The sequence below is a fragment of the Pseudomonas reactans genome, from assembly GCF_013385825.1.
GTDB classification, from domain to species: Bacteria; Pseudomonadota; Gammaproteobacteria; order Pseudomonadales; family Pseudomonadaceae; genus Aquipseudomonas; species Aquipseudomonas reactans.
In genome coordinates, this window is the sequence record NZ_JACAPG010000014.1 from 539831 (window position 1) to 563108 (window position 23278).

30 protein-coding genes are annotated in these 23278 nt (G+C 56.5%); 6 read left to right on the forward strand and 24 right to left on the reverse strand.

Annotated features, from left to right (window positions below; genetic code table 11):
* The first annotated feature begins 391 nt into the window (after positions 1-391).
* Positions 392-2284, forward strand: a complete 1893-nt coding sequence (locus HX868_RS18950) for an ATP-dependent nuclease (protein WP_177003968.1) — start codon at positions 392-394, stop codon at positions 2282-2284.
* A gap of 435 nt (positions 2285-2719) precedes the next feature.
* Here the strand turns inward: HX868_RS18950 and HX868_RS18955 are convergent, their stop codons facing one another.
* The 12 genes from HX868_RS18955 to HX868_RS19010 form a co-directional block, all read right to left on the reverse strand.
* The gene (locus HX868_RS18955) at positions 2720-2986 is read right to left on the reverse strand and encodes a hypothetical protein (protein WP_177003969.1); all 267 of its coding nucleotides are present in this window, start codon (positions 2984-2986) and stop codon (positions 2720-2722) included.
* Between the two features lie 25 nt (positions 2987-3011).
* Positions 3012-3776, reverse strand: a complete 765-nt coding sequence (locus HX868_RS18960) for a C40 family peptidase (RefSeq protein WP_177003970.1) — start codon at positions 3774-3776, stop codon at positions 3012-3014.
* Positions 3777-3778: 2 nt separating this feature from the next.
* Positions 3779-4531 (reverse strand): phage minor tail protein L, encoded by a 753-nt coding sequence (locus HX868_RS18965; RefSeq protein ID WP_177003971.1) that lies wholly within the window; start codon positions 4529-4531, stop codon positions 3779-3781.
* A gap of 11 nt (positions 4532-4542) precedes the next feature.
* On the reverse strand, positions 4543-4881 hold the full coding sequence (locus tag HX868_RS18970; RefSeq protein WP_177003972.1) for a phage tail protein: 339 nt from the start codon (positions 4879-4881) through the stop codon (positions 4543-4545).
* The gene (locus HX868_RS18975) at positions 4881-8231 is read right to left on the reverse strand and encodes a phage tail tape measure protein (RefSeq protein WP_177003973.1); all 3351 of its coding nucleotides are present in this window, start codon (positions 8229-8231) and stop codon (positions 4881-4883) included. Before HX868_RS18975 ends, HX868_RS18970 begins: the two co-directional genes overlap by 1 nt.
* Entirely contained in the window at positions 8228-8497 is a 270-nt protein-coding gene (locus HX868_RS18980; RefSeq protein WP_177003974.1) for a DUF1799 domain-containing protein, read from the reverse strand. The genes HX868_RS18975 and HX868_RS18980 overlap by 4 nt, the downstream gene beginning before the upstream one ends.
* Positions 8498-8544: 47 nt before the next feature.
* Positions 8545-8925, reverse strand: coding sequence for a phage tail assembly chaperone (locus HX868_RS18985; RefSeq protein ID WP_177003975.1), 381 nt, complete (start codon positions 8923-8925; stop codon positions 8545-8547).
* A 3-nt stretch (positions 8926-8928) separates the two neighbouring features.
* Positions 8929-9576 (reverse strand): phage tail protein, encoded by a 648-nt coding sequence (locus HX868_RS18990; RefSeq protein WP_177003976.1) that lies wholly within the window; start codon positions 9574-9576, stop codon positions 8929-8931.
* Between the two features lie 185 nt (positions 9577-9761).
* The gene (locus HX868_RS18995; protein WP_177003977.1) at positions 9762-10412 is read right to left on the reverse strand and encodes a DUF2625 domain-containing protein; all 651 of its coding nucleotides are present in this window, start codon (positions 10410-10412) and stop codon (positions 9762-9764) included.
* A gap of 84 nt (positions 10413-10496) precedes the next feature.
* Entirely contained in the window at positions 10497-10916 is a 420-nt protein-coding gene (locus tag HX868_RS19000; protein ID WP_177003978.1) for a phage tail terminator-like protein, read from the reverse strand.
* Positions 10913-11569 (reverse strand): hypothetical protein, encoded by a 657-nt coding sequence (locus HX868_RS19005; protein WP_177003979.1) that lies wholly within the window; start codon positions 11567-11569, stop codon positions 10913-10915. The genes HX868_RS19000 and HX868_RS19005 overlap by 4 nt, the downstream gene beginning before the upstream one ends.
* The gene (locus HX868_RS19010; protein ID WP_177003980.1) at positions 11566-11934 is read right to left on the reverse strand and encodes a hypothetical protein; all 369 of its coding nucleotides are present in this window, start codon (positions 11932-11934) and stop codon (positions 11566-11568) included. Before HX868_RS19010 ends, HX868_RS19005 begins: the two co-directional genes overlap by 4 nt.
* A gap of 23 nt (positions 11935-11957) precedes the next feature.
* Here HX868_RS19010 and HX868_RS19015 point away from each other — a divergent pair, with 23 nt between their 5' ends.
* Positions 11958-12260, forward strand: coding sequence for a hypothetical protein (locus tag HX868_RS19015; RefSeq protein WP_177003981.1), 303 nt, complete (start codon positions 11958-11960; stop codon positions 12258-12260).
* Here the strand turns inward: HX868_RS19015 and HX868_RS19020 are convergent, their stop codons facing one another.
* The 4 genes from HX868_RS19020 to HX868_RS19035 are packed head-to-tail and all read right to left on the reverse strand — an operon-like array spanning position 12261 to position 15162.
* A complete protein-coding gene (locus tag HX868_RS19020) occupies positions 12261-12764 on the reverse strand; it encodes a DnaT-like ssDNA-binding protein (RefSeq protein ID WP_177003982.1) in 504 nt (167 codons plus the stop codon).
* Between the two features lie 59 nt (positions 12765-12823).
* Positions 12824-13429 (reverse strand): hypothetical protein, encoded by a 606-nt coding sequence (locus tag HX868_RS19025; protein ID WP_246355554.1) that lies wholly within the window; start codon positions 13427-13429, stop codon positions 12824-12826.
* Positions 13430-13455: 26 nt separating this feature from the next.
* Entirely contained in the window at positions 13456-14421 is a 966-nt protein-coding gene (locus tag HX868_RS19030) for a major capsid protein (protein WP_177003983.1), read from the reverse strand.
* A 12-nt stretch (positions 14422-14433) separates the two neighbouring features.
* Complete coding sequence (locus HX868_RS19035) at positions 14434-15162, reverse strand: hypothetical protein (RefSeq protein WP_177003984.1); 729 nt, start codon at positions 15160-15162, stop codon at positions 14434-14436.
* A 129-nt stretch (positions 15163-15291) separates the two neighbouring features.
* On the opposite strand from HX868_RS19035, the gene HX868_RS19040 reads away from it, so the two are divergent.
* On the forward strand, positions 15292-15786 hold the full coding sequence (locus HX868_RS19040; protein ID WP_177003985.1) for a hypothetical protein: 495 nt from the start codon (positions 15292-15294) through the stop codon (positions 15784-15786).
* Position 15787: 1 nt separating this feature from the next.
* On the opposite strand, the gene HX868_RS19045 is transcribed toward HX868_RS19040, so the two are convergent.
* The 5 genes from HX868_RS19045 to HX868_RS19065 are packed head-to-tail and all read right to left on the reverse strand — an operon-like array spanning position 15788 to position 20667.
* On the reverse strand, positions 15788-16873 hold the full coding sequence (locus HX868_RS19045) for a minor capsid protein (protein ID WP_177003986.1): 1086 nt from the start codon (positions 16871-16873) through the stop codon (positions 15788-15790).
* On the reverse strand, positions 16848-18266 hold the full coding sequence (locus tag HX868_RS19050; protein ID WP_177003987.1) for a DUF4055 domain-containing protein: 1419 nt from the start codon (positions 18264-18266) through the stop codon (positions 16848-16850). The genes HX868_RS19045 and HX868_RS19050 overlap by 26 nt, the downstream gene beginning before the upstream one ends.
* A complete protein-coding gene (locus tag HX868_RS19055) occupies positions 18263-19564 on the reverse strand; it encodes a terminase large subunit domain-containing protein (RefSeq protein ID WP_177003988.1) in 1302 nt (433 codons plus the stop codon). The genes HX868_RS19050 and HX868_RS19055 overlap by 4 nt, the downstream gene beginning before the upstream one ends.
* Positions 19551-20012, reverse strand: coding sequence for a DUF2280 domain-containing protein (locus HX868_RS19060; RefSeq protein WP_177003989.1), 462 nt, complete (start codon positions 20010-20012; stop codon positions 19551-19553). The genes HX868_RS19055 and HX868_RS19060 overlap by 14 nt, the downstream gene beginning before the upstream one ends.
* A gap of 31 nt (positions 20013-20043) precedes the next feature.
* Positions 20044-20667: a putative metallopeptidase gene (locus HX868_RS19065; RefSeq protein WP_177003990.1), complete on the reverse strand. Its 624-nt coding sequence runs from the start codon at positions 20665-20667 to the stop codon at positions 20044-20046.
* 196 nt (positions 20668-20863) lie between these two features.
* Here HX868_RS19065 and HX868_RS19070 point away from each other — a divergent pair, with 196 nt between their 5' ends.
* From HX868_RS19070 to HX868_RS19080, 3 genes are all read left to right on the forward strand, one after another.
* Positions 20864-21175, forward strand: a complete 312-nt coding sequence (locus HX868_RS19070; protein WP_068936736.1) for a hypothetical protein — start codon at positions 20864-20866, stop codon at positions 21173-21175.
* Between the two features lie 172 nt (positions 21176-21347).
* Positions 21348-21545: a hypothetical protein gene (locus tag HX868_RS19075; RefSeq protein ID WP_246355555.1), complete on the forward strand. Its 198-nt coding sequence runs from the start codon at positions 21348-21350 to the stop codon at positions 21543-21545.
* Positions 21546-21652: 107 nt separating this feature from the next.
* A complete protein-coding gene (locus HX868_RS19080) occupies positions 21653-22213 on the forward strand; it encodes a hypothetical protein (protein WP_177003991.1) in 561 nt (186 codons plus the stop codon).
* Positions 22214-22233: 20 nt separating this feature from the next.
* Here HX868_RS19080 and HX868_RS19085 read toward each other — a convergent pair whose 3' ends face one another.
* The 3 genes from HX868_RS19085 to HX868_RS19095 are packed head-to-tail and all read right to left on the reverse strand — an operon-like array spanning position 22234 to position 23162.
* Positions 22234-22425: a hypothetical protein gene (locus HX868_RS19085; protein ID WP_177003992.1), complete on the reverse strand. Its 192-nt coding sequence runs from the start codon at positions 22423-22425 to the stop codon at positions 22234-22236.
* Between the two features lie 48 nt (positions 22426-22473).
* Positions 22474-22791 (reverse strand): hypothetical protein, encoded by a 318-nt coding sequence (locus tag HX868_RS19090; RefSeq protein WP_177003993.1) that lies wholly within the window; start codon positions 22789-22791, stop codon positions 22474-22476.
* The gene (locus tag HX868_RS19095) at positions 22791-23162 is read right to left on the reverse strand and encodes a chemotaxis protein (RefSeq protein WP_025856073.1); all 372 of its coding nucleotides are present in this window, start codon (positions 23160-23162) and stop codon (positions 22791-22793) included. The genes HX868_RS19090 and HX868_RS19095 overlap by 1 nt, the downstream gene beginning before the upstream one ends.
* Between the last annotated feature and the right edge of the window lie 116 nt (positions 23163-23278).

The following is a 23278-nucleotide window of genomic DNA, read 5'->3' on the forward strand; positions in this document are numbered from 1 at the left end:
TTGGTTTGGCGGGACTGTAGCACTGAGGGGGGAGATGCAAAAAGCGGCTAGAGGCTTGCCCTTTTCACGCTCCTCTATCGGCTGAAGGCCGAGCCTACAAACAGACGTAGGTCAAATATCAATGCAGTCAGTCAAGCGGCGTGCAGGCCTAGTCATAAGGTTTTGAGACCTGTTTGCAAAAAGAAAGGCGTGGATAGCGGAATTTCGAGACGAACACAGAATCGCAGGGCAATATGACATCGTTAGCGGGATGCTGAAAAAGGCCGATAGACCCAAGGCCCAGCCCACAACGGCTATAATGGATTATAGAAGATAATTAAAAATAATATGAGCAAGATGGCTCTTGAGCTTAGCACATACAAAGTGAATTGAGGAAAAGGATAAGACACTCATGCCTGAAATCAAGAAGTTTACAATAAGAAATTACAAAGGAATAGAAGAAACCTCTATTACCCTAGACGATAGAACAAATAGCCCAATCATCACACTAATCGGGTTAAATGAAAGTGGAAAGACCACAATTTTAGAAGCTCTATCTTACTTTGTAAGTAGCGATAAATTAGTATCGAGTTTATTTGGAAGAAACCGCGCAAAAAACAAAACAAATGAAATAATTCCGATCAATAGACGCTCCGCATTCAATGCAAGCATAGAAATAGAAGCAGTTGTCGTGCTGAATGAAAAAGATATCAGCGAAATCACGACACTCGCAAAATCTAATGACCTTTATATAGATTTAGATAGAATCTCCAAACCATTTACCCTAACAAAAGAAATGCTTTTTGAAGACAGCATACTTATATCATCAAAAGACATGTGGAATGCTGATCTCTGGGCGCGCCCTAAAGCAGGCACTGAGTTCATCGAATGCCTGCCTGACAGTGAAACAGGAGAATTCTGGATTGCAACCATGACTGCAATGCAAAAGAATTTACCTAGCGTTGCGTATTTTCCAACATTCCTTGTAGATATACCAAATAAGATATATTTGAAAGAACATGAAAATGAAACCGCCACAAATCGACATTACCGCACTATATTTCAATCTATTATGGAGGGTATAGATGAAGGATTGGACTTGGAAAAACACGTATCCCAAAGAATCAATACTTACGCACGCAGCCAGTCGAATGCGAACTGGCCTGCGAACTTCATGACTAGCCCTGAAAAATCGTTGATTGATGCAGTATTTAAAAAGGTTTCCAACCTAGTTACAAAAGAAATCATTGGTGGTTGGAAGCGAGTATTTTCAAAAGATTCTTCGGCCAAGCAGATGTCAATAACGTGGAATATTGACTCAAGCAAAGGCAATATTCCATACGCCTCCTTTATGGTATCGGACGGTGAGTCCGACTACGAAATTAGCGAGCGCTCATTAGGTTTTCGCTGGTTTTTTTCGTTTCTTTTGTTCACTGCTTTCAAAGGAGAGAGCAACAAGCCCTCCATCTTAATATTCGACGAACCCGCTGCGAATCTACACGCAAAAGCACAAGCGGAACTCCTGAAAAGTTTCGAAAAAATTGCTACTAACGGAACAAAAATAATCTATTCAACGCATAGCCATCATATGATAAACCCCAAATGGCTAGGCGGAGCATACATAGTAGAAAATACTGCACTCGACCCAGATGAAGGAGAGCACTTTGACTTCTCATTCAACCCTACTAAAATCAAAGCCACAAAATATAAAGAGTTTCTTTCAAACTACCCATCAAGGTCTAGTTACTTTCAGCCAGTCATTGAAAGCCTTGACTATATAGCGCCCGAAATAATAGGCACGCCACCTTATCTTTTGGTCGAAGGTATATCAGACTACTACGCTCTAATGATTGCGCAAAAAATCAGCAAAATCAACTTGCACTTTAGAATATTGCCGGGTGTCGGCTCAGGTGCTAGCGGCCCTCTAATTAGCCTAATGATGGGAAGGGCTGAGCACTTCCTGGTATTACTTGATGATGATGCGGCGGGGAGAAAAGAATGCGCACGGTACAAAGCAGACTGGTTTCTTCCAGACGCAACAGTATTTACTTTAGCGACAGTTGGTGAAAAATTTTCAGAAATGGCTCTAGAAAAATTACTTGATGCCAGCACGATCGAACTAATTAAGAGTCATTACGGGATAACCACCTCACCTTCAAAGAAGCAGATAGGATGGTATTTGTCCGAAAAATGTGCGGAATCCGAAACGGATCGATCCGCTATTTCTAAAGACACGCTAGATCGACTGACAGAAGTGCTTGAGTTCGTAAACTTAAGAGTTAGCCCTGGAGTGAAGCACCCATAACAAAGTCATAAAACTTTTTTTGACTTTGGACCATAATGTGCAAATAACAACTCTTATCGCGCTTAATTTTCGCTACTCCGTAGCATAGCTACGAGCGAGAAAACTGGCATTCAAACAATTGTTCCATGTCCAGGCATCCAGCATGGATGGAATGCCAGTAACCGCGCGCGCGTTCGGCGTAGTAGCGTTGCGTCTTCACCTATAGCAACCAAGGAAAGGACATGCCAATCAGAAGCCTCGCGAAAAATTTACCTGCGGACCCCGACAACAAAGGTCATGTGCTTGGCTGGGGCGTACGTCGAACAGCGACATGGCGTTTTGTCGACATTTTCGCCTCAAAAGACGCTGCGGATGCTGAAGTCGATAGGCTCGGGGAGGGTTACTCCGTGGACTTCGGGTCTCATGAACTGGGAACCGACAACTATATTGGCGGGCTCACCCCGCCGAATTGAAACCTGTTGCGGGCTTTGCATGAAAGCTGATGCGGCCGGGCCCTGCGACCTTGGTCGCGGCAAGACCTGGCTTACCGTAGTAGCTTCGGCTGTAGCCGCCTTTACTCTGGCACTTGCCAGAGAATTTCATGCGATCAATTTCGATGTCGCCATCCAAAATGGCGACCTCGGCTTCAGCGCCGTAAATAGCACCTTCGGCAACACTGAAAAGATCAAGAATGGTCAGCGTGTAGCGTTGCGAGGTTTGCATGCTCTGCTCCAGCGGCAATGCCGCGTCAGGTTGGTTGTTTTGCGTCTTTGTGCCTGAGAATCAAGCGTGTCCGGTCATGCCAGGGACCGCCATAGACGATGATCTCCGACGGCCTTCCGTAAAGGTGGTGGAGCAGGAACGGGCCAGGGCCGAAGGCGCCCGATTCTTCGCCAGGTAGCGCCGGATCGGCGCTCAAATAAATCCCAGCATGGTTCGGGTGAACCGTCCGCCCGACGTGCATGACGATCAGATCACCGCGCTGCGGCCGGTCGACGCGCACAAACCCGGCTCCCTCATAGTGCTGCTCGTACAGGCTCACGTTCTCCGCGCTCTCCCACCAGCCATCAGTACGCTGGAAGGCCTCAAACTCAAGCCCCCACTCACGCTGATACCAGTCGGCGCAGACCTGCCAGCAGTCCCAGGCGCCGTGCACAAATGGGCGCTTGAGCAACGGCGTGCTGCCCATCGGCGTGATCGTGCGTAAATCCCCTTCGGGCCACGACAAAATGTGCCAAGGCAAGGCCGTAGCCTCACACATGGCCAAGTCGTGCGGTGAAGGCCTGCTGGTGGCGTCCGGGTGGGAGTGAACGATGCCGATCACCTCGCCCAGGTCTTCCGCCGCGGCATAGTCCTCAGGATCCAGCCGGAACTCTTCGTTCGGCTCGGTTGCAATATTTCGGCACGGGAAGTACTTCTGCGCCCGGCCGACGGCCAGCAGCAACCCGCAGCACTCGCGTGGGTATTCCGCCGCCGCGTGAGCCTGGATGGCCGCAATGATGTGCTTGCGCATGGTCAGCTCCGGGCAATGAGGGAGACAGCGGGGAATCCGCCAAATGGGAGTTCTTCGTGCTCTCCGAATCTCACCTTACAACCAGTCGAAAGGCATCCATCGCAGTCATCCTTTGCTGGGTCGTCCGTGAGGTTTCCATCAATGTCACGGTACGGGCCGATGTATCCACAATCAGGGCCTCTATATCCCCCTGTCATGCTCCAATGGCACAGCGTCGTCATCTGCCTACCGGGCAGCCCGTGGTTGTCGATCTCGCCCGGGGAAGACAGCTCCCAGACCACGGCCTCGCCGTCTTCACTGGTTTTCTGGTCGATGTACCAGATTTCCAGCGCTTCCTGAGTAGGATCTGCTGTTGGGTTGCCCTCGGGGAAATTCGCTGCGTCCAGGTACTGGGCGAGCGTTTCGCGAACCGTCAGCTTGAACTTGAGCATGTCCTCGAACGCCAGACACAGTGCTGTGACACGCCCGTTGACGTTGCCGGCGGCGAAGGTTGGGCGAGAGGCGGTGCCGTCGCCGCTGGAGGAAATCCCCTCAATCTGCACCGGCCAGGCCGCGTACTCTTGGCCCTGCCAGATAATCGACTTGGCGGGCAGGTCCTCTTCTGATCCCTCATAGGCCAGCAATTCCTCTGGCGTGTGCGGAATCGCGTGCCCGTGGAAACGCAGGTAATCGGCGCCGTACTCGGTCCCGTCGATTTCAAACAGGCGAATCTCGCCGCCGGGCTCCAGTTTCTGGATGTCCGTGATCAGTGCCATGGGCGGTTATCTCAGGGGTGAAAGGTTTGCTGAAAATTGGCGTTGATGGCGTAGACCTGTCCGCCGCGGTGAACGGGCTTGTAGCCGTTGCACTTGTAGAGGCCAAGCTCCCCGAGGGGCGGAGTCCAGAGAAAAGCCCTTGCACCCTTGTGCCGATCAAGGAACGCCTTAATCAACATCACCCGAGGCTTGGCGCCGGTGAAGACGAGCGGCCAGGACTGGGACTGGTTGTTGAGGCCGTCCTCGACTGACTGCTCGTAACCGTCGCCGAACTGCTTGGTGCGGACGCGCTGGGCAACATCCCCTTCCGCGCCCTTCTCCGTTTCCCAGATGAATCGTTCGATGGCCATCAGCGCCCCTTGATTGCTTTGTTGATGACGCCGCCCTGGCGCATGTCCTTGGTCCGCAGCTCCTGATACTTTTGCTCGACGAACGTCGCCAGCTCCTTGCCGAACAGGTCGTAGCCGGGATCATCGGATGAGGACGACGCGTTGCCGTCGCCGTCGATGTGCACCTCGACATTGATCTGCATGCCGCCGGCGCTGCCACCGCCCATAGCCATAACGCCAAGCTTGCCGCTGGAGGTGCGCGTGAGCGGCATGATCGCCTCTTCGCCCGCTTCACCCATGATCCCGGTCTTGCCGTTGGCCATACCGAACGCCGTGGGTTTGCTGACGACAGAGTTGGTGAACGCGCCGCCATCGGCGAACATCTGCACACCACCGGACCAGGCGCCACCCAGTGCTTGAGGAAAGTAGGTATTGGAGTAGCCGCCCGCCGACGCACCGAGATTCGACGAGTTCGCTCCCGCAGAACCAGCAGCAAGCCCATTACCGCCGCCGGCCGCACTGCCGCCGAAGTAGCTCGCTGCCGCCCCCACTAAGCTACCCAGCAATGCCGAACTGGCCTGACGTGTAGCGATGCGAGCCATGTCCGCCAAAATCGACTTGGTGAAGTCCGCAAACGACGACTTCCCAGTGATGGCGAAGTTGACGATCGAGTCCTCCATGGAACTGAAGGCATTGCCGAATAGGTTCTTGGTCTGCCCCGCAATGTTCTGCGCCGAGTCCAGGTAGTTTTCCCAGGCCGCCGTAGCGCCCTTCGTCCAATCGCCTTGGGCAGTTTCCACATCCGCATAGTTCTGCCGGATCTGGTCGGTGGCCTTCTTGTTCGCATCGGCGAGTGCCTGCGATTTGCGGGTGAATTCTTCCTCGGACATGTTGCGCGACGGGTCGGAGCGCTGGTTTTCCAGCTCCAGCGACTGCTGAGCAAACCGATCTTGCTGGCTGTTCAGCTCCCCGTTGAGCGCGTTCTGGCGTTCTCCCTGACCGACGCCCAGAACGGCGCGTTGCCCGGCCAACTCCAGGGCCCGCTGTTGCTGCCCTAGCGCCTGCACGTACGAGCTGATCGCCCGTTCCTGCTTGGCGAGTCGCCCGGCCTCATTGGTCGCCAACACCTCAAGCTGGCTATCAGCATCCTTCTGCGCCTTGACCATCCCTGCGCGCGCGTCGGCGATCTTCTGGTCGAGTTGGATGCTCTGCGCGGCAGATGTGGACTTCTTGCCCTTGACGGCTTCCAACGCCGCAATCTCAGCCTCATACGCTGCCGTGGTCTGGTCGAGCTGGTTGCCGATCAGCGCCTGGCGCCGCAGCAGGTAGTCAGCCTCGGACATCAAGCCGGCCTTCTGCGCCGCGTCCAGTTCCTTCTGGTAGTTTTTGTAGGTGTCGGTGATGGCTGCCAGGTCGTTCTTGGCGTTGTTGAAGCCGGTCAGGTCAACCTGGGCGCCTGCCGCTTTTGGGTCTTTGTTCTTGGTCTCAAGCCCTTTCAGCAGCGTGTCGTACGCACCGCCAGAGAACTTGGCACCATCGAAACTGACACCATCAAGCAATGGTGATTTCTGCCCGGTTTTCTCGGCGTTTTCGTAGAGAGCGCGGAACTGATCGTTGAGTTTCTTCAGGCCAGCCTGGCGCTTGGCCAGAGGGTTGACGTTATCGAGCTGCGCATCGAGCGCCCGCTGGGCCTCAATGGCCTTCTGATTTGCGTCGGTGGCCTCGCCAGTCGCGGCCGTCTGGGCGGTGCTGGCAGAAAGTCGAGACTTCAGCCCCGCCAGTTTCTTTTCCAGCGCTTCGGTCGAGTCATCGTGTTCGCCGGTGCCCAGGCCGAGCGCAGTGTTGAGTGAGCTGAGGCCGTTGGAGATTACGCCAGCTACACCACCACCCTTCCGGGTATCCAGCACCCGCTGAGTGATCTCGATCTGCTTGGCCAGGTCGGGAAATATCTCCGACCGAACCTCGGCATATGCGCCCTTGATGGCTGTCTTGATGTTGTCCCAGTCGCGCTCAACGTCGGATAGCGACTCGCGGTAGGTCTTCAGCCTCGTCAGTGCGGCATGATTCAGGTCTTCACTGAGAACATCCAAGGCACGCTGGCTGTCGCCCTGGTCATCCAGTCCCTTGATCACCTGGTACTGCTCAAGGGTCAACAATCCGTACTGACTGCTGATTTTGCCTGCGGCTTCGGTGGCCGTTTCGCCGGCGGTGGCGAAGGCCTTGGCGAGTTCGCCCGCCCCCTGCCCGGTGACCTCGCTTACAGCGGCGGCAGCTTCGGCTAGGTTGTGCATCTGCGTGCCGCTGGTGGCTGCGCCGGACGCCAGGGACACGACCGCCTCCCGCGCACCGGACATGTTCCCGGTGATGCGCCCAGCACCATCAGCCATGTCCTTCAAGCTGGCAATGGTCTGTCCGGCTCCGTTCGTGCCGCCATTGATTGCGGCATTGAACTCGCGAGCCTGCTTCATTGCGTCGAAGTAGGCGTAACCCAGCGAGCCAATCACAGCGACCAGCAGGCCGGCCGGGATCAGCATTCCCGCCAGGCTTTTCGCTGATTCACCGGCGCCAGCACCGAGCTGTGCAATGGCTCTCGCCCCGCTGCCCAAGTCACCCGCCTGGATGGCGTTGGCGAGTTGCATGACGTTTTCTTGCGCCTGTCGAGTACCGAGCTTCAACTTGTCGAACGCACTGGCTGCGTCGGTCAGTCCAGCACGGTCCTTCCCGATCTTGGCCAGCGCCTCACTGTAACGATCGGCGTCAATGATGCCTGCTTTTTTCAGGTCATTGAGCGCCTTCTCCTGAGTCTCCAGTTTCGCCAGCTTGGCGGTCACCGGGTCAATCCCATTGACGGTACGTTTCAGCGCCTCAATTTGGCGATTTTCCGCTTCGATCAGCTTTTGCTTCTGTGCCAGCTCTTTGGATTCGGCCTTTTCGATCTTGTCGTAGGCTTTTGCCAATTGGTCCTGATACTTCGCCTGCTCCTCGATGGTGACCAAGCCACCCTTGCGAGCGCGCTCCAGCAAGCCCTCGGCCTGAATCAGCGACTCCATGCTGTCGATGTTGCCCGTCATCGCCTTATCGAGCTGGCTGATAACGCTGATTTCCGCTACCGCGCTATCGGTGGCCTTTCGGCTGGCCCCGGCCTGCCGATCCCTAGCGGCAGTGGATTTGTCGATGCTTTGCGCAACATCCGCTTCAGCCTGGGAAACCTTTTTGCCGGTGTTGGCCAGGCCTTCGCCTGTTTTGCCCAGGTCATCAATGGCCTTCTGGGCGCCTTCGGCAGAATCGACCAGCTTATCCAGATCAGTAGCAGCCTTTGCGGCCTGCGAAGACTCGACCGCAATACCCAGGGAAGCGAAGTTGGTGCTCATTTGTTTTCTCTCTGTTCCGCCATCACCTGCAGGGCTTCAGCCTCCATACGGCGGAAGTCGCTGAAAATGGTTTGTCGCTGGCTGAGCGGTACGCCACACATCCGAATCACACCGGAGAGAACGCTGTAGTCCATGCCTGTAGCGCCGTACGCGCCTGTGCGCCACTGGGTGCTCATGGCCTCGAAGACTCTGAAGGTGTCCCAGTTGTCGGGCCAGATGCCGACTTCCTTGTCGGGAATGTCCTGGCGAGACAAGCCGAAGGCCATCAAATCTGCATCTGACGGCCCGGGCTCATACAGCGCGCGGCAGGCGCTTAGGAGTTTCCCAGGCGGGCCTCACTGAAGGCATCGGCGTAAGCGTTCAGAACGGCCTTAGGCGCCGAGTTGATCGAGTTGACGAGGATGTGCACATTTTCAGGCGTGAACTCCTCTTCGATGTCCCAGCCCACAACCACATCCAGCAGTTGATCCGCTTGCAGTGCGATCTGGGCGGCGGTGAAAGCTTTGAGGTCCATATCGCCGACCTGCTTGCCCAGTTCGTCGTGACGCTCGTTCCAGCCGGTGTACAGCTCGGCAAGCGCGGTACGGTCCAAGTACTTAAACTCGAACTCCACCTTTTCGGCACTGTAGCCCGCCCGCTGGATCATCACCGGCGCTTTGAAGGTCGGTTTCTGAATCAACTTGAACTTAGCCATGGGTTACACCGCAGCTGCGTAACGGGTCGGGCGGCCGGTCAGCGCCAGGCTGATAACACGGGTCATCAGGTTGTTACGGGACATGGTCGGGGTCGACGTGATGGACACGTAGCCGTTGTAGATAATGCTGCTACCGCCCGGCAGGTTCAGGCGAAGCAAGCGAGCTTGCTTATCATCGTCCGCCGCCTCACAGACGGCCACATATGGCTTGGACGGATCGTCGGCGACGGTGAAGGTCAGCGTGATCGGGTTCTTTGTGGTCGGCATCTGGCGATCATCATCGTCAGCCAGGAAGCCGAAGGTCAGGAACTGCTGATCACCACCACTGGAATTCATCTCAGTAATCTGCGAGATTTCGGTGAAGGCTGTCACCTCGCGAACGGAACCAATCCCCGAGCCCGTGGGATACTGTTGAATGCTGGTCGTGTTGACGCTCTCCAGCGCGAACGTGCCGCTGGCGATCTCCCCAACTCGGACGCCGCGACCATCCAGGCGGGTCCAGCCAGAATTTACGGCAATGACGTCGCCCTCGGCCAGGCCGTGCGCCGCAGCAGTCGCGACGGCTGGATTGGCGTTGGTCAGAGCGGTGAATGGGATCGCCGTGCCGTAGATGGACGCGATCTCAAGAGTGGCGCCGTTGGGCATTTGCATGGGTGTTTCCTCTTTTCAGAAATGACAAAACCCGCACAGAGGCGGGTTCATTGGTAAACCGTAGGAGCGGCGGATGCCGATACAGCTGACTAGCTATTCTTCATAAGGCAACATCCCGGAAGCTGAATGTTCTATGTAGGAGTAGCACTCATTGAGTGAAGGACGCAGGTGTCTCAGTTTGTCCATCAATCTGGTTTGTCGAGTTTGGAAGCTAACTCGACGTTTATCTCAAACTGCTCACCGACATCGATCAGCGTGCGGCTGCTTTCGTTGATTGAGCCTTCCTTAGTCCAGAGAAACGGAAAGAATGAAAAGCACTGATCTGCTCTCAATTCCCGCAGGTCATGACGCCAGCCATCCCAGCGCAGGCCGTCGTAAAAAGTAGCGAGCCGATCACTTAAGGCCCAACCAAAAAAGTCGGTATAACCAATATCTAACTGCTCCCACCGCAATGTATCGGGTGCCCAGTAATACATCGATCCTACATCATCGCCCAGACCGCCGCCGTTGATGGAAAAGAACCCTCCAGCAGCATCGTCGGCGACCAGTAAATAACCATCGGCACGGCCCTTGTTCCAATCAACAAGATTTCGGGGCAATTGCGGATGGCCGGAGCCGATCAAGCGTAACCAGCCGTGATCAATGAGCAGACCACCAGTCTCGTAGGCTATCGCCCCCAGCGGAGATCTAGTTGTAATCTGCAGGCCGGAAAGAACACGAGCTCTATCAGTGGACGGAGGGAGCAACTGATAACCCAAGGCGGCTTCTCCCAACATTTTTTCAATGAGGGGTAGCGCGGGTTCTCGGCTGTCTATCAGGTCTTCCAAACTTGTCATCTGCCGGTCCTTGGGAAAAAGGAGCCGATTATAGCCGCATAGGCAATATCGCGGATTGAGGCTCAGTGGGTACTAACAAAACACCTATGAGCCGGTATCTGCTCGATACTCGAAAGAGACCGGAACCATGTATGTCGCTGCGTCTGTGATCCCTGGCCCCTGCTCTACCGGCGACATGGTGACCACTGTGACGCCGCTCTTCGTGTCTCGGGCATACAGCCGGAACAGACCAGTCAACTCGACCACAAGTGGGTTTGTCTTGGCCTTGCCGGTGCCAGCCGGGGCCACAATGCTGACCTGGTACACGCCGATGAACGCCCGATGGTCGCCGGCTAGCGTGCTGCTGGCCGTATCACCCGGGAGCATGAACGCCCGCAGGTAGGTCTCGCCGTCCGCAGGGTCGTACTGAGTGTTTTCGAACACGACCTTGATGGGCTCCGCACGCGCTTTGCTCCAGGCGAGCAGCTTTGCCTCATAGATCGATGCGATGATGGCGTGGCTCATACTTGGTTATTCCTGATGGCGTCATCGACAGTTTTCTGGAACTGAGACAACGTGACCCGAATCATCCCGTGAGGAGCTTGCTTGCTATGCCCATACTCAAGTGGGATTCCGTAGGGCAGGTTATTCACGATGTAGGCCGTCTGCCCCGCGGTCAGGGTTCGAACCTGTGCCTTGAGCACGGCGATGCTGACGTTACCGCTGACATCGATCTGATCAAGCACTCCCTCGGCCGGCACATCAATTGAAAACTGCCAGTTCCCGCGGAACCGACCTCCGACATAGCCCTTCCCCGCAACCAAACCGTTCACGTTGAAGTTCTGGTCGCGCTCGGTCTTGGTCAGGGGCTTGGCGTACTTCACGCCCTTTCGCAGCTTGCCGGCCTTTGTGAAGTTCGATTCGTTGAGGTTGATGATCGTGTTGCGCACCGAAACCTTGAAGTCGTAGTCATCGGCGGCTCGCTTGTTCGCCTGTCGGTGAACGACGTTCGCTGCCCAGATTTCAGGATTGCCGACTGGCGACTTGAGGATAACGCTGCTGCCGATCTCAATCACAATCTCGCGAATGGTTGCGTCGATACCGTCTTTCGCCCGTTCGGCGAAGTCACGGATGTTCTCGGCAAAGCTGCCGTTCATACTCGCGTATTTGTTCGTCATGACCGCACCTGCAACTCATACAGGATCGGCGTGCCCGCCGGGTTGATCTCTTTCAGTGGCGGCACGATTGACCAGGTACGACCCTGAGCAATCACTTTGTCGAGCAGACCCGGCACCCAGGCCAAGCCCTGCGCCGCGATCTTGAGCTTCTTGTCGCCCTGCTTGATGAGGCTGTTGTTTTGGAATTCGATGCCAGTGAAGTCGAGCAGGATGCCCTGGGCGATTTGCTCGACAGTAACCCCTGGAGCTTCCCCGCCCGTCTCCGGGTCGTACTCGCCTGGCGCCATACTGCTGATCGTCACAGGCTGGCCGAACTCTGTGATTATATCCAGAGCCATCACTGCCATTTCGTTGTAAATTGCCACCACCACGTCCTCAAGGAAGAAAGATGAGCTATCAGCAAGCCAGCGACGACCTGAACGAGTCTGCGCGAAAAATCGCGCGCTCTGTTCCTGAAGGTGCCAAACCATCTCTTGATGAAAAGTGCGCCGCACGCAGAGCAATTAAGAAAGCAGTCAACGAGACGGACTTTCCTTACATTGCTGATGCTGCTGCAGAGCGGGAAGTGCCACTTGTGGAGGAGCTTGATATCTCGACAATCGAGCAGGTGGCCGATGCCATTGCAAACGGCAAGGACGGAATGTACGAGCGGTTTGGCGACTTAATAACCAAGCACTGGGAAGGCTATTGATTACACCCGTACGGCGAGTAGTCCGCGTTGCTTTAGATAATCCGCAAGCTGCGTAACGCTCGGTCGATCAGGCGCCGCCGGCAACAGTCGGCCGCTAGTGTTAGAAATCGTCGCGTATTCGCGGGTTACCGCACCTTCGACACGCTCCAGCGTCACAGCGCCTTTGCGCTTCTCAACCGGATCGATGTCGTCATGATGAATCTCGGCGGCCAGGGCCATTTGGCCGTACTGGATGCGCGCCGGCAGGTAGTTGTTCGGCTTGATCTCGTGATCCAGCAGCACTTCCCGGCGCGGCCAGGACAGTGACTGCTCGCTGTTCGTCTTGCGCCCCTTCCAGGTCATGCCATCCATCGCCAAAGCGGCCCGACGCAGCAACGCTTCCTGCGCTGGAACACCCTCAGGAATGACCGCGCCGAACTTCACGGCATACATGGCCAGGTCCTCGGCGCTCGCGTAGCTTTCGGCGTCAGGCTTGCCGGTGCCGTCCTCGATGATGAGTGTCATGCGTCAACTCGCTCGAATGGTTTGTAGATTGGCCGCCGGGTGACCGACAGCCAGCAGTATTACTCCTTGGGCAACTCAGCGACGAGCTTTTCCAAGGATTCTTTCGAGGCGTTGGCCCGATACTGGACCCTGGCATCATCGAGCTTTGCTTTCAGCGCCGCGATTTCACCGGCCTCATCAGCCGGGGGCATGATGACAGGCTTCTTCAGCGCTTCAACCTCGCCACGTAGTGCGTCGACAGTCAAGGCCAGGCCGTCACGTTCAGTGGTCAACTCATCAACCGAAGCATGGATCGTGCCCAGCACGTCAAACAAGCGCAACGCCAGGTCGCCGGACTCTGGACGATGGATTTCGCCAGCTTCCAGGCCGTCAACAAGGATCTGGATCGATCCATGCTCAGCACGCAAAGCCGCGATAACCTTTTCCAGTTCGGCTTGGTTGCCCGCACCAACAATCTGCGCCCGCTTGGCTTCCTTCACCGACACATCGATGCCGGCTGCTTCGTACGCATTGACCACGCTCGGCCATTCGCCAATCACCAGCACGCTGGTCACACCCGCTTCGGGCTTATCGAAGTGTTCCGGATTGCGGTAACGCTTCTCCGGGTCGAAGCCGCTCAGCTGGTTGCTGTAAGTCAGTTCCATGTGTTTCTCCAAGGCGGCCATTGCTGACCGCGCGTTGAGTTTGAGGCTTAACCGCCAGTAACAGGAGGCGTTGCGGTCAGCGTGATCATCACGCCGGCGGTGACTTTGTTGCTGCCCGCATGCTTGACCCAGTTGGCAGCGGAGCCGACGGCAGCAAGGGTTGGGTTGGAACCGCCAGTGGTGGCTTTCCAGCTGTAACCCAGCACATCAATGTTCACGGTGCCTTCAGCGCGGTAGCCGATGCTCAGGTTCTCTTCGTCGTTCACGTCGTACGAACGGAAGCCTGGGGCCTGCGACTCGGTAATGGTCACGGCGTTTGGCAGCAGGCCGAAGATCACGTCCGCCGGCGCGGTATCGGTCACCAGTACCGGCTTGCCCAGGGTGCCCGGCAGGCCGCCGTAGATCACGACGCCAGCTTCTTCGTAGATCTTGTTGGTGATGGCTTCATCGACGATGTCGAAGTAGGCGCTGGAGTGCATGACCCACAGAGCAATACGGCCGAACTTGTCGCCGAACTTGCGCATACCGCGAGTCAGCGTCTTCTTGCCATCGGTTTCGATGTTGGCCGAAACCACCATGTCAGCGTTGGAGCCGATGGCGGCACGCAGGCCAGCAGTTGCGTACTGGATGAAGCCTTCCAGGGTAGCGTCAGCAACGTCGGCGCCGACGATCTGGGAGAACTCCTCGACCGGACGACCGCGACGCTTGAACGCCTCTTCGGTGGTCTGGTACGGGCCGTACTTCCATGGAGCTTTGACGCCAACAGCTTCGCCGGCGCTGATTTTCTTGGCGATTACCTTGCCGTCGGAGTTGACGTCGCGGTGCTCCAGAGAGCCGTTCAGCTTGTACAGGGCGCGCTTGCGGAAGTCGCCTTCAATCAGCTCGTTGTCCAGCACCATCGCGCCGTTGGACGATGCGTTGAACACGTCGAGGTTGTCCTGGACACGCTCCAGGTATGCGGTTTGCGCCTCATCGTTATAGATGATCAGGTCGCTGTTAACGGTTGTAGCCATGGGTTAATCCCCTTACTTGGGCAATGCGAGATATGCGGTTTGGCCGTGCTTGCGCTGAAAGTCGCGCTTCTGCTCGGAGGTCATTTCGGAGCGCTTAAATGCAGCCTTGCCGCCACCCCCGCCCGGGGCAAATGTCCCTGAAGCCCTTGGCCACAGGTGAGGTGCGCTTTCGCGCAGAGATTCCGCCCATTCGAGCGGAGTCAGAGGGGTCTTGCCGTCTTTACCGAGGATGACCTGGCCGGATTCATCAACGGCGACTGCATCGCCATCTTCGTTAAGGGTGAACACGCCTTTGGCGCGCAGGATGATGTCGTCGGTTGCTTCAGGTAGAGCGCCAGCTTTCAGTGCTGCTCCGCGCACGGAGTCGCCCAGGACTTTGCCCTGGAACTTGGCAGCGAAAGATTCAGCCTTCTCAGCGCGCTCGCTGATGGCCTTCAACTGCTTGTCGTAGTCACCGCGCAGGCGCTCAGTGCGGCGGTTGAAGACCTCGTCCACCTTGCCCTCGGTCAGCAGCTTGGTTTCTTCGTCTTGTCCAGCCCGACTGAGCAGACCTTTGACGGCGTCGATGTCGATGCCTTCAAACTGGGTTTCGAACTGGGTCAACTTGCCGGAGGTTTCCTTCAGCTTGCCCAGCAGCTCCGAGTTCTTGGTTTTCAAACCGGAAACGGATGCTTCAACGGCAGTCGCGATAGCGGCCTTGATTGCCGGATTGTCCAGGTCGATTTCGTTTTCTTCTGCCACGTTGATGCACCCCTTGGGTATGTTTCGCCCACTTTGCAGGCATAAAAAAGCCCGCGTGAGGCGGGCATATTCATTTAGAATTTTGGTCTCACTTTCCTCTAGAAAAGTGACTTATCGGATAGGAAGCCAATGAGCGAAGCCAGCACAAGCAAATTCAGCATTATCTTTCCCGTCGTATGCACCCTAATTGGCGTATTTGCCACTGGTACTTTCACTTGGTTGACGAGTTATCAAACGGCATCTCTAAGTCAAAAAAACGCTTGCATTCAGCGTATCGACACACAAGAAAAACTTCTTCGAGAAAAAGGTGAGAACTTTCTCGCAGCATTGGGAGACATGCTCAACTACACGATCTTCCCGAAAACCTCTACACCGCAAGAGTTGGCTGAAAACGCGGGCCCACTAATCAAGGCGGGTATCGTTATGTCCGCCTATGCCCCACCGGAGCTAGGTCTTAGATCAATGATGATCTCCAACTCCGTAAGGGCTGGAGCGCTTGCGTCCATGCATAAGCTCGACGAAGACGCAGCAATGGGTACTATCAATGACTCCTTTGGAAAGTGGCACACTGCTTATTACGATGCGCTGAATTCACTTGATAAACAGCGTCGAGCGTGTGAATAGCCTAGATTCCAGCATGTTCGAACGCCATCGGCTCTAGGCTCTTCATCTGCACCAAGGTCAGCGGCGCGAAGTTGCGATCAAGCTGCAGCTCTGCGAAACGCTCAACGGTCAGGCCGCCCTCACGAAACAACTTCGCTCGCACCGGCCCAATGGCAACGTCCTGAAACGCTGCGGGCTGAAGCTGAAGCCAGTGGTAGTAGTTGAGGTCGGCACTTACCTGCTTGCCGCCATCTGCGCCCACTGAAGCCCGCGTAGCGCCCTTGGCGAACATCGCGCTGAGCTTGGTCAGCAGGATGAAGGTGGTGCGGCAGTTCGGGTGAAATGGCGGCCTTGGGCCGGAATCCACTGGAAACTTGCGCTTGTCCATCGAGCGGCATTGCTGGCTGGTCTTGCTGTCCAGCGTGGCCACCATTTGGATCTCTTGCACGATATCCGTGTTGGCCTTCGCGACCTCCATGCGAGCCTGGGACGACACATGCTGAATCGCGGTGTGCACGACCGTGCTGGCATTATGGTTGGTGGCGGCCAGGATGCCGTCTTTGTACCCTGCCGCCTTGGTGCCGCGAATGTTGCGAATGATCTGGAAGTTCGTCTGCCCTTCGAAGAAGCCCTGCCGGATCGTGCCGGTGAGGCGCTCACGCTCTGCACCGGTCCAGTCCTTGATGAAGGCCTTCAGCAGCTTCCCGCCGCCGGTTCCGCGCACGCTTAGCGGGTTCGTCAGCACCGCGGTGCGAATTGCAGCAGCTGTGGGCGCCACCACATCGAGCGACACGCCCACCGGTGCAGACCTGGCCAGGCTGGTCGCTTCGAACTCCGCCTCGTAGTTGGCGATATCTACAAGGTCGAGGTTCAACTGCGCGCTGTATCGGTCGAAGATACCCAGCAACAGGCTGTCGACCTCCTTAAGTAACGTTTCCAGGCGCTTGACGTTGTACTCGGTCAGATCTGACTGGGTGAGTCGGTCACGGATCGAACGATCAATCTCCTTGAGGAAGGGAGCAAACTTGCCCACCTCCCCAGCCTTGAGCTTTTCGAGGAAGACCGCGTGCCGTATGGTCGCGTCAAGGATTGCTTGGTTTGCCGCCATTCGGTTTGTCCTCGTCGTCTAGGCCCAGTCCGTCACCCTGCTCTTCCAACTCGCCGTCGATCTGCAGGTCAGTACGCTCTGGTGCGATCAGGCCCAGCTTGCGGAGGTACGCCCGAAGATCCGCTTTCGCAAAGCCGCCGTTCTGCCACAAGCCAACCAAGGCGGTGATCATCTGCGGATCAGCAGTCAGCTCGACGAACTCCTGATTCACCTGGTAGGCAACCTTCTTGTCAGCAATGCCCATGTAGGCGCAGCACCACATGATCGCCCGGGTGTAGGCCTCGCTGACGTTTGCCACGCAACCGGCCAGAACCGAAGTGGATGCCGACTGATCGCCGCGGGACTCCGTTGCGGTCTTGGCGGCCAGTGACGCCACCACCATCCGGGCACCCAGTTCGATCATCATCTGGTTCTTATCGGCCATTGCCTCCTTGACCAGCGTGTTCGGCGCCGGTTGCGCGTAGCCGAATGCACCACCCGCCGGCAGCATCATGGGAGCCCTGGAGCCAACATAAACGCCGTTCTTCTCCATCCAGTCGCGCCACTGCTCATCAAGGCCGCTGATCCACGGCTGAGCCTGACCACACCAGAAGACGCTATCTTCGTAGTCGGCACTGTTCCGGTAATGGCCCAGGTTAATCATGGCAATGTCGTAGAGCGGCGACTCATCAATGCTTGGGTCGTTGTTCTGCGCGCCAGCGAAGGTGAACGGGATCTCCTTGAGACGCCCCGTGACGCCCTCCGGCCTGAACTCTTCGATGACGGCCAGTGGCCCGCCACCTTTCGGCCCGGATCGGCGCCAAACACGACAAACGAAACCGTCCTCCTCAAGCGCCAGTTCCCGGTACTGCTCAGCCGTCTTGTAGCCGAAGCCTTCAGGAATCTCCGGAGACTCGCGCAGCACCACCAGCGTCAGAACGCTGTGACCGTTCACCATGCCCGTGCGCCAGTTGATGATGTCTTCGGCGCAATAGGACAGGATCACCGAGTGACCTCCAATGCCGTCGTCTTGGTGATAGTCGACGTAAAGCCCGTGGCGCCCAGCTTCAAGCACCTTCTCCAGCGTCCCTTGGGAGTGCTGGTAAATGCTCACCCCGGAGCCGTTAGCGTTGTCTTGCAGGTATTCCAACTTCTTCGGGACCGTCAGCGTCGGATCTTTGTGGAAGGCCAAGCCCAGCAGCCCGTTACGGGTGTGCCCGGTGGCGTTCTTGAAAACCGCCCGCTCGCGGTAAGCCCGATTCCGGTCTTCGTTCTCCGGCGACTTGTCGTGCGCGTTGATGTACGGCAGCCGATCGACTACCCGGTGCTGGCCCGCGCAGACGTCGCGAACGGTCGCCCAACGGTCCAGCACTGCCGTGTATTCCGCCCGCTTGAAGGAGACGTCGTTGCTCATCGGGCGTATCCCATTTTGATAGCGGTGACCGGTTTGATGATCGGGTACTCGCGGTGGATGAAGTAGCCGCCGGCGTCGTTCGCGTGATCGATGCCGGCGGTTTTGTCTGGCTCCCCGTTCGCGCCCCACACTTGCTGCTCCAGGCCATCGGCATAAGTAGGACAGGTGAAAGGGTTGATCAAGTAGCGGCGATCCCCCTGCGCATTGCAGAAGACGGCGTTCATCGCATTGATACGGTCCTTCACCGGCGGGTTTGACGCGGGCGCGATGACCATGAACCCGGCCTGCTTGAGCATGGCCAAGTCGGTGATGCTTGCGTTCACGGATTTGCGTGAGTCGCCAGAGGCATCCGGGTAGATCCTGATCTCGCACGTCTTCTTGAAGTCGTTGCCGTCGTGCTGCCAGTAGCGCTCTTTGATTCGGCGGATCATGTCGGGCGTGTCGTATCCGTCGATTAGCTCATCCACCGCCCTGGGCAGCCCCTGGTCACGTTTGACATGGGTGATCGCCGCCATTTTGCCCACGTTGAAGTCCATCCCGATGAACAGCGGCTCGCCGGGCTGCACGGTGTCGAAGCATCCGTTGAGCTTGCGGTCGTAGGCGGTGTAGATCGTGCCGGACGTGAGGTTGACGAACTGGCCCTTGAGGTACGCCATGATCAGCTGTGGCGGATACGACTCCATCAGGGATGCAATGTAGTCATCCGGCAGGTTCAGCTCGTTGTCGAAGGTGCTGGCCTGCACCAGGCCGTACATCTCCTTGAGCGACGGCTTGTCGCGCAGCTGCTTCACGAACTGCAGGAAGACGAACTTGAAGCCTTCCGGCGTAGTGGTGACATCCACCCCGTTCTTCAGCCCGGGCAAGTTGTAGCGCATACGGGCGATGATCTTGCGCCAGGCCTGTTGAGCCTTGACGGCAGTAAGAACGTCCAGCTCATCCACCAGGGCATGGCCAATCTTGAAACCGACAATCGTCTGCGGCTTCTCCATCGACCGACAGATCACAGTGCCGCGGTACTGCCGGCCGCTGTAGATGTGAACTTCGTGGTTCGCCTGGTTGATCTTGGTCTTCAGCCCCCAGTCGTAGGCCACCTCATCCATGGTCGGATAAAAGATGTCCCGAATCTGCGGGTAGGTCGGTGCGAAGTAGCCAGCGTTGACGCCGGGCCACTCCATGAAGTGTTTGCTCAGTGCCGAACAGCCCACCCAGGTCTTGCCTGAGCCGAAGCCTGCAACGAACGCGCGGAATTTGTGAGGCAGCGTGAGGAACTGAGCCTGCGGAACGTTAAGGCTCGGCATTCGGCTTCCTCGCATCCACCACATCAACCTGGATGCGGGTCGGGATAACTGGTTCGTCGCCAGCCTCTTCCTTCTTTGAGCGGTTCACGAACATATCACCGGTTTCTTTCGCCGCCTGCTCCAAGATCTGCATGGCCAAACCGATGTTTTTCATCGACTCAGCTCTCTCCACGAAACGGTTCATGGCGCGAAGGCGAAAGGCACGGTTGGCTATCGGGATCTCGACAGTTTCTTCCCTGAAGCGCTTGCGGCACTCTTCGAAAAACGTCTTCCACTTCTGCCCAAGGTCACGACCGGAATACTTCGTTGGGTCGTATCGCTCACACAGTTGGCGGGATACTTCGATGCCGTATTGCTCCTTGACGGCCTGACAAACCTGACTGGGGGTGTCGAAGCAGGCCAGGGCTTGGACAATAAAGGCCTTCACCTCATCTTTCAGGGCTGCCATAGATTCGTTTTCCGTCAAGGGCTGTCAAGGATTAAGCCGACTTGAGCAGACAGGTTCCGCAGGCCCTCGCAATGTTCAATTTCCCCACCTCAGCAGGACTGTTTGCAGCATCCACCAACGCTTGAACGTCAGGGCTTGCACCGTAGCGGCGGACCACACCGACGAACTCTTCAACGTCATGGCCCTGCAGCTTGATCTTCGGTGCACCGTCTTGGGTGAATGCTGGTTGACCGTACTTATCGGTCGCGTGAGCCAGGTGATACAGCTCGTGTTCCAGGAGCGCGCAGAACTCGAGGTCGCTGCACTGGGCGCAGTATTCGGCAGCCAAGGTGATGATGAAAGCCGGCACATCGCCGAACCAATCACGCATCTGTTGCTCCATCCGTGCCTTCTGCCAACCGCCGGCGCGGAACGCTACCTGCTCGGCCTGGCCCAACACTGTTCTTCCCTGCTTCTCGAAGCTCGACGACGCCCACATGATCCGGATGTCTGCATCCAGTAGGTGGGCATGGTCTTCGTTGTGAATGCTGCCTGTGCTGGCAAGGATCTCGGTTTGGAGCCATTCCCACACCTCAGGTGCAGGTGTTAAACGCATACCTAAGTCCGAAAGCTCGGACAACTCAAGAAGTGACGATGGAGGGTATGGCCTATCCATGGATCACCTTGAGCTTGAAATAGTGGAGTGTTACCGGTATTGGTGGCGGCTTCAAAAAGTAAGGAAGCTCAATTCAATGTCTCGCATTAAATGTATTTGCCTTAGCGCTCTCGCAGTTGCAACTCTATCAGGATGCGTTACCGCCCCTACCTGGGTTAACAGGGGCCCAGTAGATCTAGACGTTTGGAACGGCCTGATGAACTGCTACACCGATGCCAATATCATCGACGGAGAAAGGATGGAGGGTACGCTCTGCGCCACGCAGGAATCTGGTTTCTTCGGAGGCGGCGAACCTGAAGTCTATTTCGGGCCATGGAATCGGAAATTCATGAAAGAGTATGCAAGCGCAGCCACTGCTGGTGTAGCTCAGGACTGGAAGGGCAAAAAGGTGTTCTTGCAATGCGACCCCACACTCGCGAGTGATAACAAAACAGTTGCAAAGCGCTTTTGCAAAGTCACAGTCAACGATCAGTTACTGGTTAGTGCAACCGTCAAGTACGTGAAGTAGAAATAGGCCTCTCAAGCCATCAGGCTCAAAACCCGGCCCGGTAGGCGCGTTCGATTGCCTCCCAGTCGGGTTGCTTGGTTGTCGTAAATTGTCTCACGTAAGCCTAAGGCGGCATTGAAATAGTGGCGCGTTGCCGGTATTGGTAGGTTTCAACTCACCAAGGGAGCAACACATGTCGATTGATATGACCCGCTACAACAACCGCACTGCATCAAATGAAGACAAGCGTGCCTTCGCGGTATCTGCTGCACTAACCCTGATTCAGGCAAAGGTTTCTAACGCGCCAACCAATGGAACAATCCTTGAGTCTGAAATGAGCAGCCTCAGCTCTTACGCCGATCAGATTGAAGAAGCGTTGAAGGTGAAGTAATCCATCCGTGCCGCACTCACCTGCGGCACACCTCCCCCCATCTCGTCAATCGACAGAGCGTCGACTAGCTACAAGTCACCCAGTCGAGAAAACAAAAAGGAGGCGCCATGTTAAGGAAACTTTTAGCAACGCTGTTCGGCCCCAAACCGTCTAGTCGACCCGCTATTAATCGTCAGATCGCCACCGAAGCTCCAAACCAGCTCACTGAGTATTTTAGGAACGAGATCGCGGCCTCTCCGCACATCAAGGAGTCGGGGAGGCTCGCAGTTCTGAACGACTTTCTTCACACAAAAAAACTTGCAGATGAAGAAGCACTTACTACTGAACAGAAACGTGCACTGGGCCTCAATGCCCGAATGAAAATTACTAAAGGGCATCTGGCCACCCTTACAGATGAAGGGCTTGCAATCGGGCCAAAGCCTGTACTGCATCGTCTCTACCTAAGAGCCACTCACAAACATTTGCGCAGGGAAGGCATCTCACGTATCAAATCTGCTGGCCTCAACAGCTATTCAGTCCTTAGCTGTGGGGATGAGCGCGATTGTGCTTGGTGTAAGTCTATGGATGGAAAGTCGGTAGCCGTGACACAAGATTTTGATGACTTGGCTGATCAGAGTTGCAGCTGTGAATACTGCCGTTGCACACTGATCGCAAAGATGAAGCGTTAACTCATACGGCACGCCCTGAGTTACGAGCTCACCATCCTAGCCGTTTCAGCATGTGCCTGTCCGTGGAGGATAGCCACGACGATGCCCTGGGGCAGGCCTGCTGATCTCGCGGCGTCCACAGCTTTAGCTATGGCGATATCCAGATCAGCCAGGACCTTGTTGATGTCCTGGCTCATGGGCAACGCATGCCGCAGGCGGGTGACGTTGCTCATCTGAAAACCTCGCGCCACGACTTGGCGCATTCGAAAACGTGGCGCGGATTACTGCGATACCCGGTTGAGGGCTTCGTCCGCTTTGCCGGCAGCCTGGGCCGCAGTAGTTGCAGCCTTCGTGGCCTTGTCGGCGGCGGTTCCGGTTTGGCGGGTCAACTCTTCCAGGCGCTTGTCTCGCTCGCCCATGGCAGTGTCGTAGGCCTTACGAATATCGGTCACCTGGTTGCTCTGGTTCTCGGCAAGAGACCAGTAGGCGACTTGGTAACCAAGAACGGCGCCACCTCCCACAAGCACGACGGCAATGGCCCAGACCTCGGCCCGGCGCCACCAGCGGCGTGCGATAAATTCCAATGCGCATCTGTCCATCAGGCGATCCCCCCCAGCTTAGTGCGCAGGCGGGTGATCTCATCACTCTGCTGCGTCACTCGATCAGTGAGTTGAGCGACCTGGCTTGTCAGCGCTTCGATCTTGCCTTCCATGCGGCCGACGGCGGCGGCCAGGTCGTTCCGCTCTTTCGCGAATTGATCGGCGCGGGCCTCGGCTTCTTTGCGGGCGGCGCGCTCCTGGTTCAGCAACTCGTTCAACCGCTTCAGCGTGCCGATATCGGCGCTGTCCATCGCGCGGTCGGTCGCATCCTTGGAAAGGAAGCGGCGCAGCCAAAGCAGGCCGCCCAATACAACTGTGGCGCTACCGCCCAGCCAGGTAGCTGTGCCTGGGCCGAGGTCAGTTGGGTCCATCACTACTCCAGAAATGAAAAAACCTCGCACGATGGCGAGGCTTAAGTTTGCGTGTGTCGCGCTGAAACAGCTGAACACCGTGGCATAAAAACAGAATCTTTCCGTGCGGAAAAGCA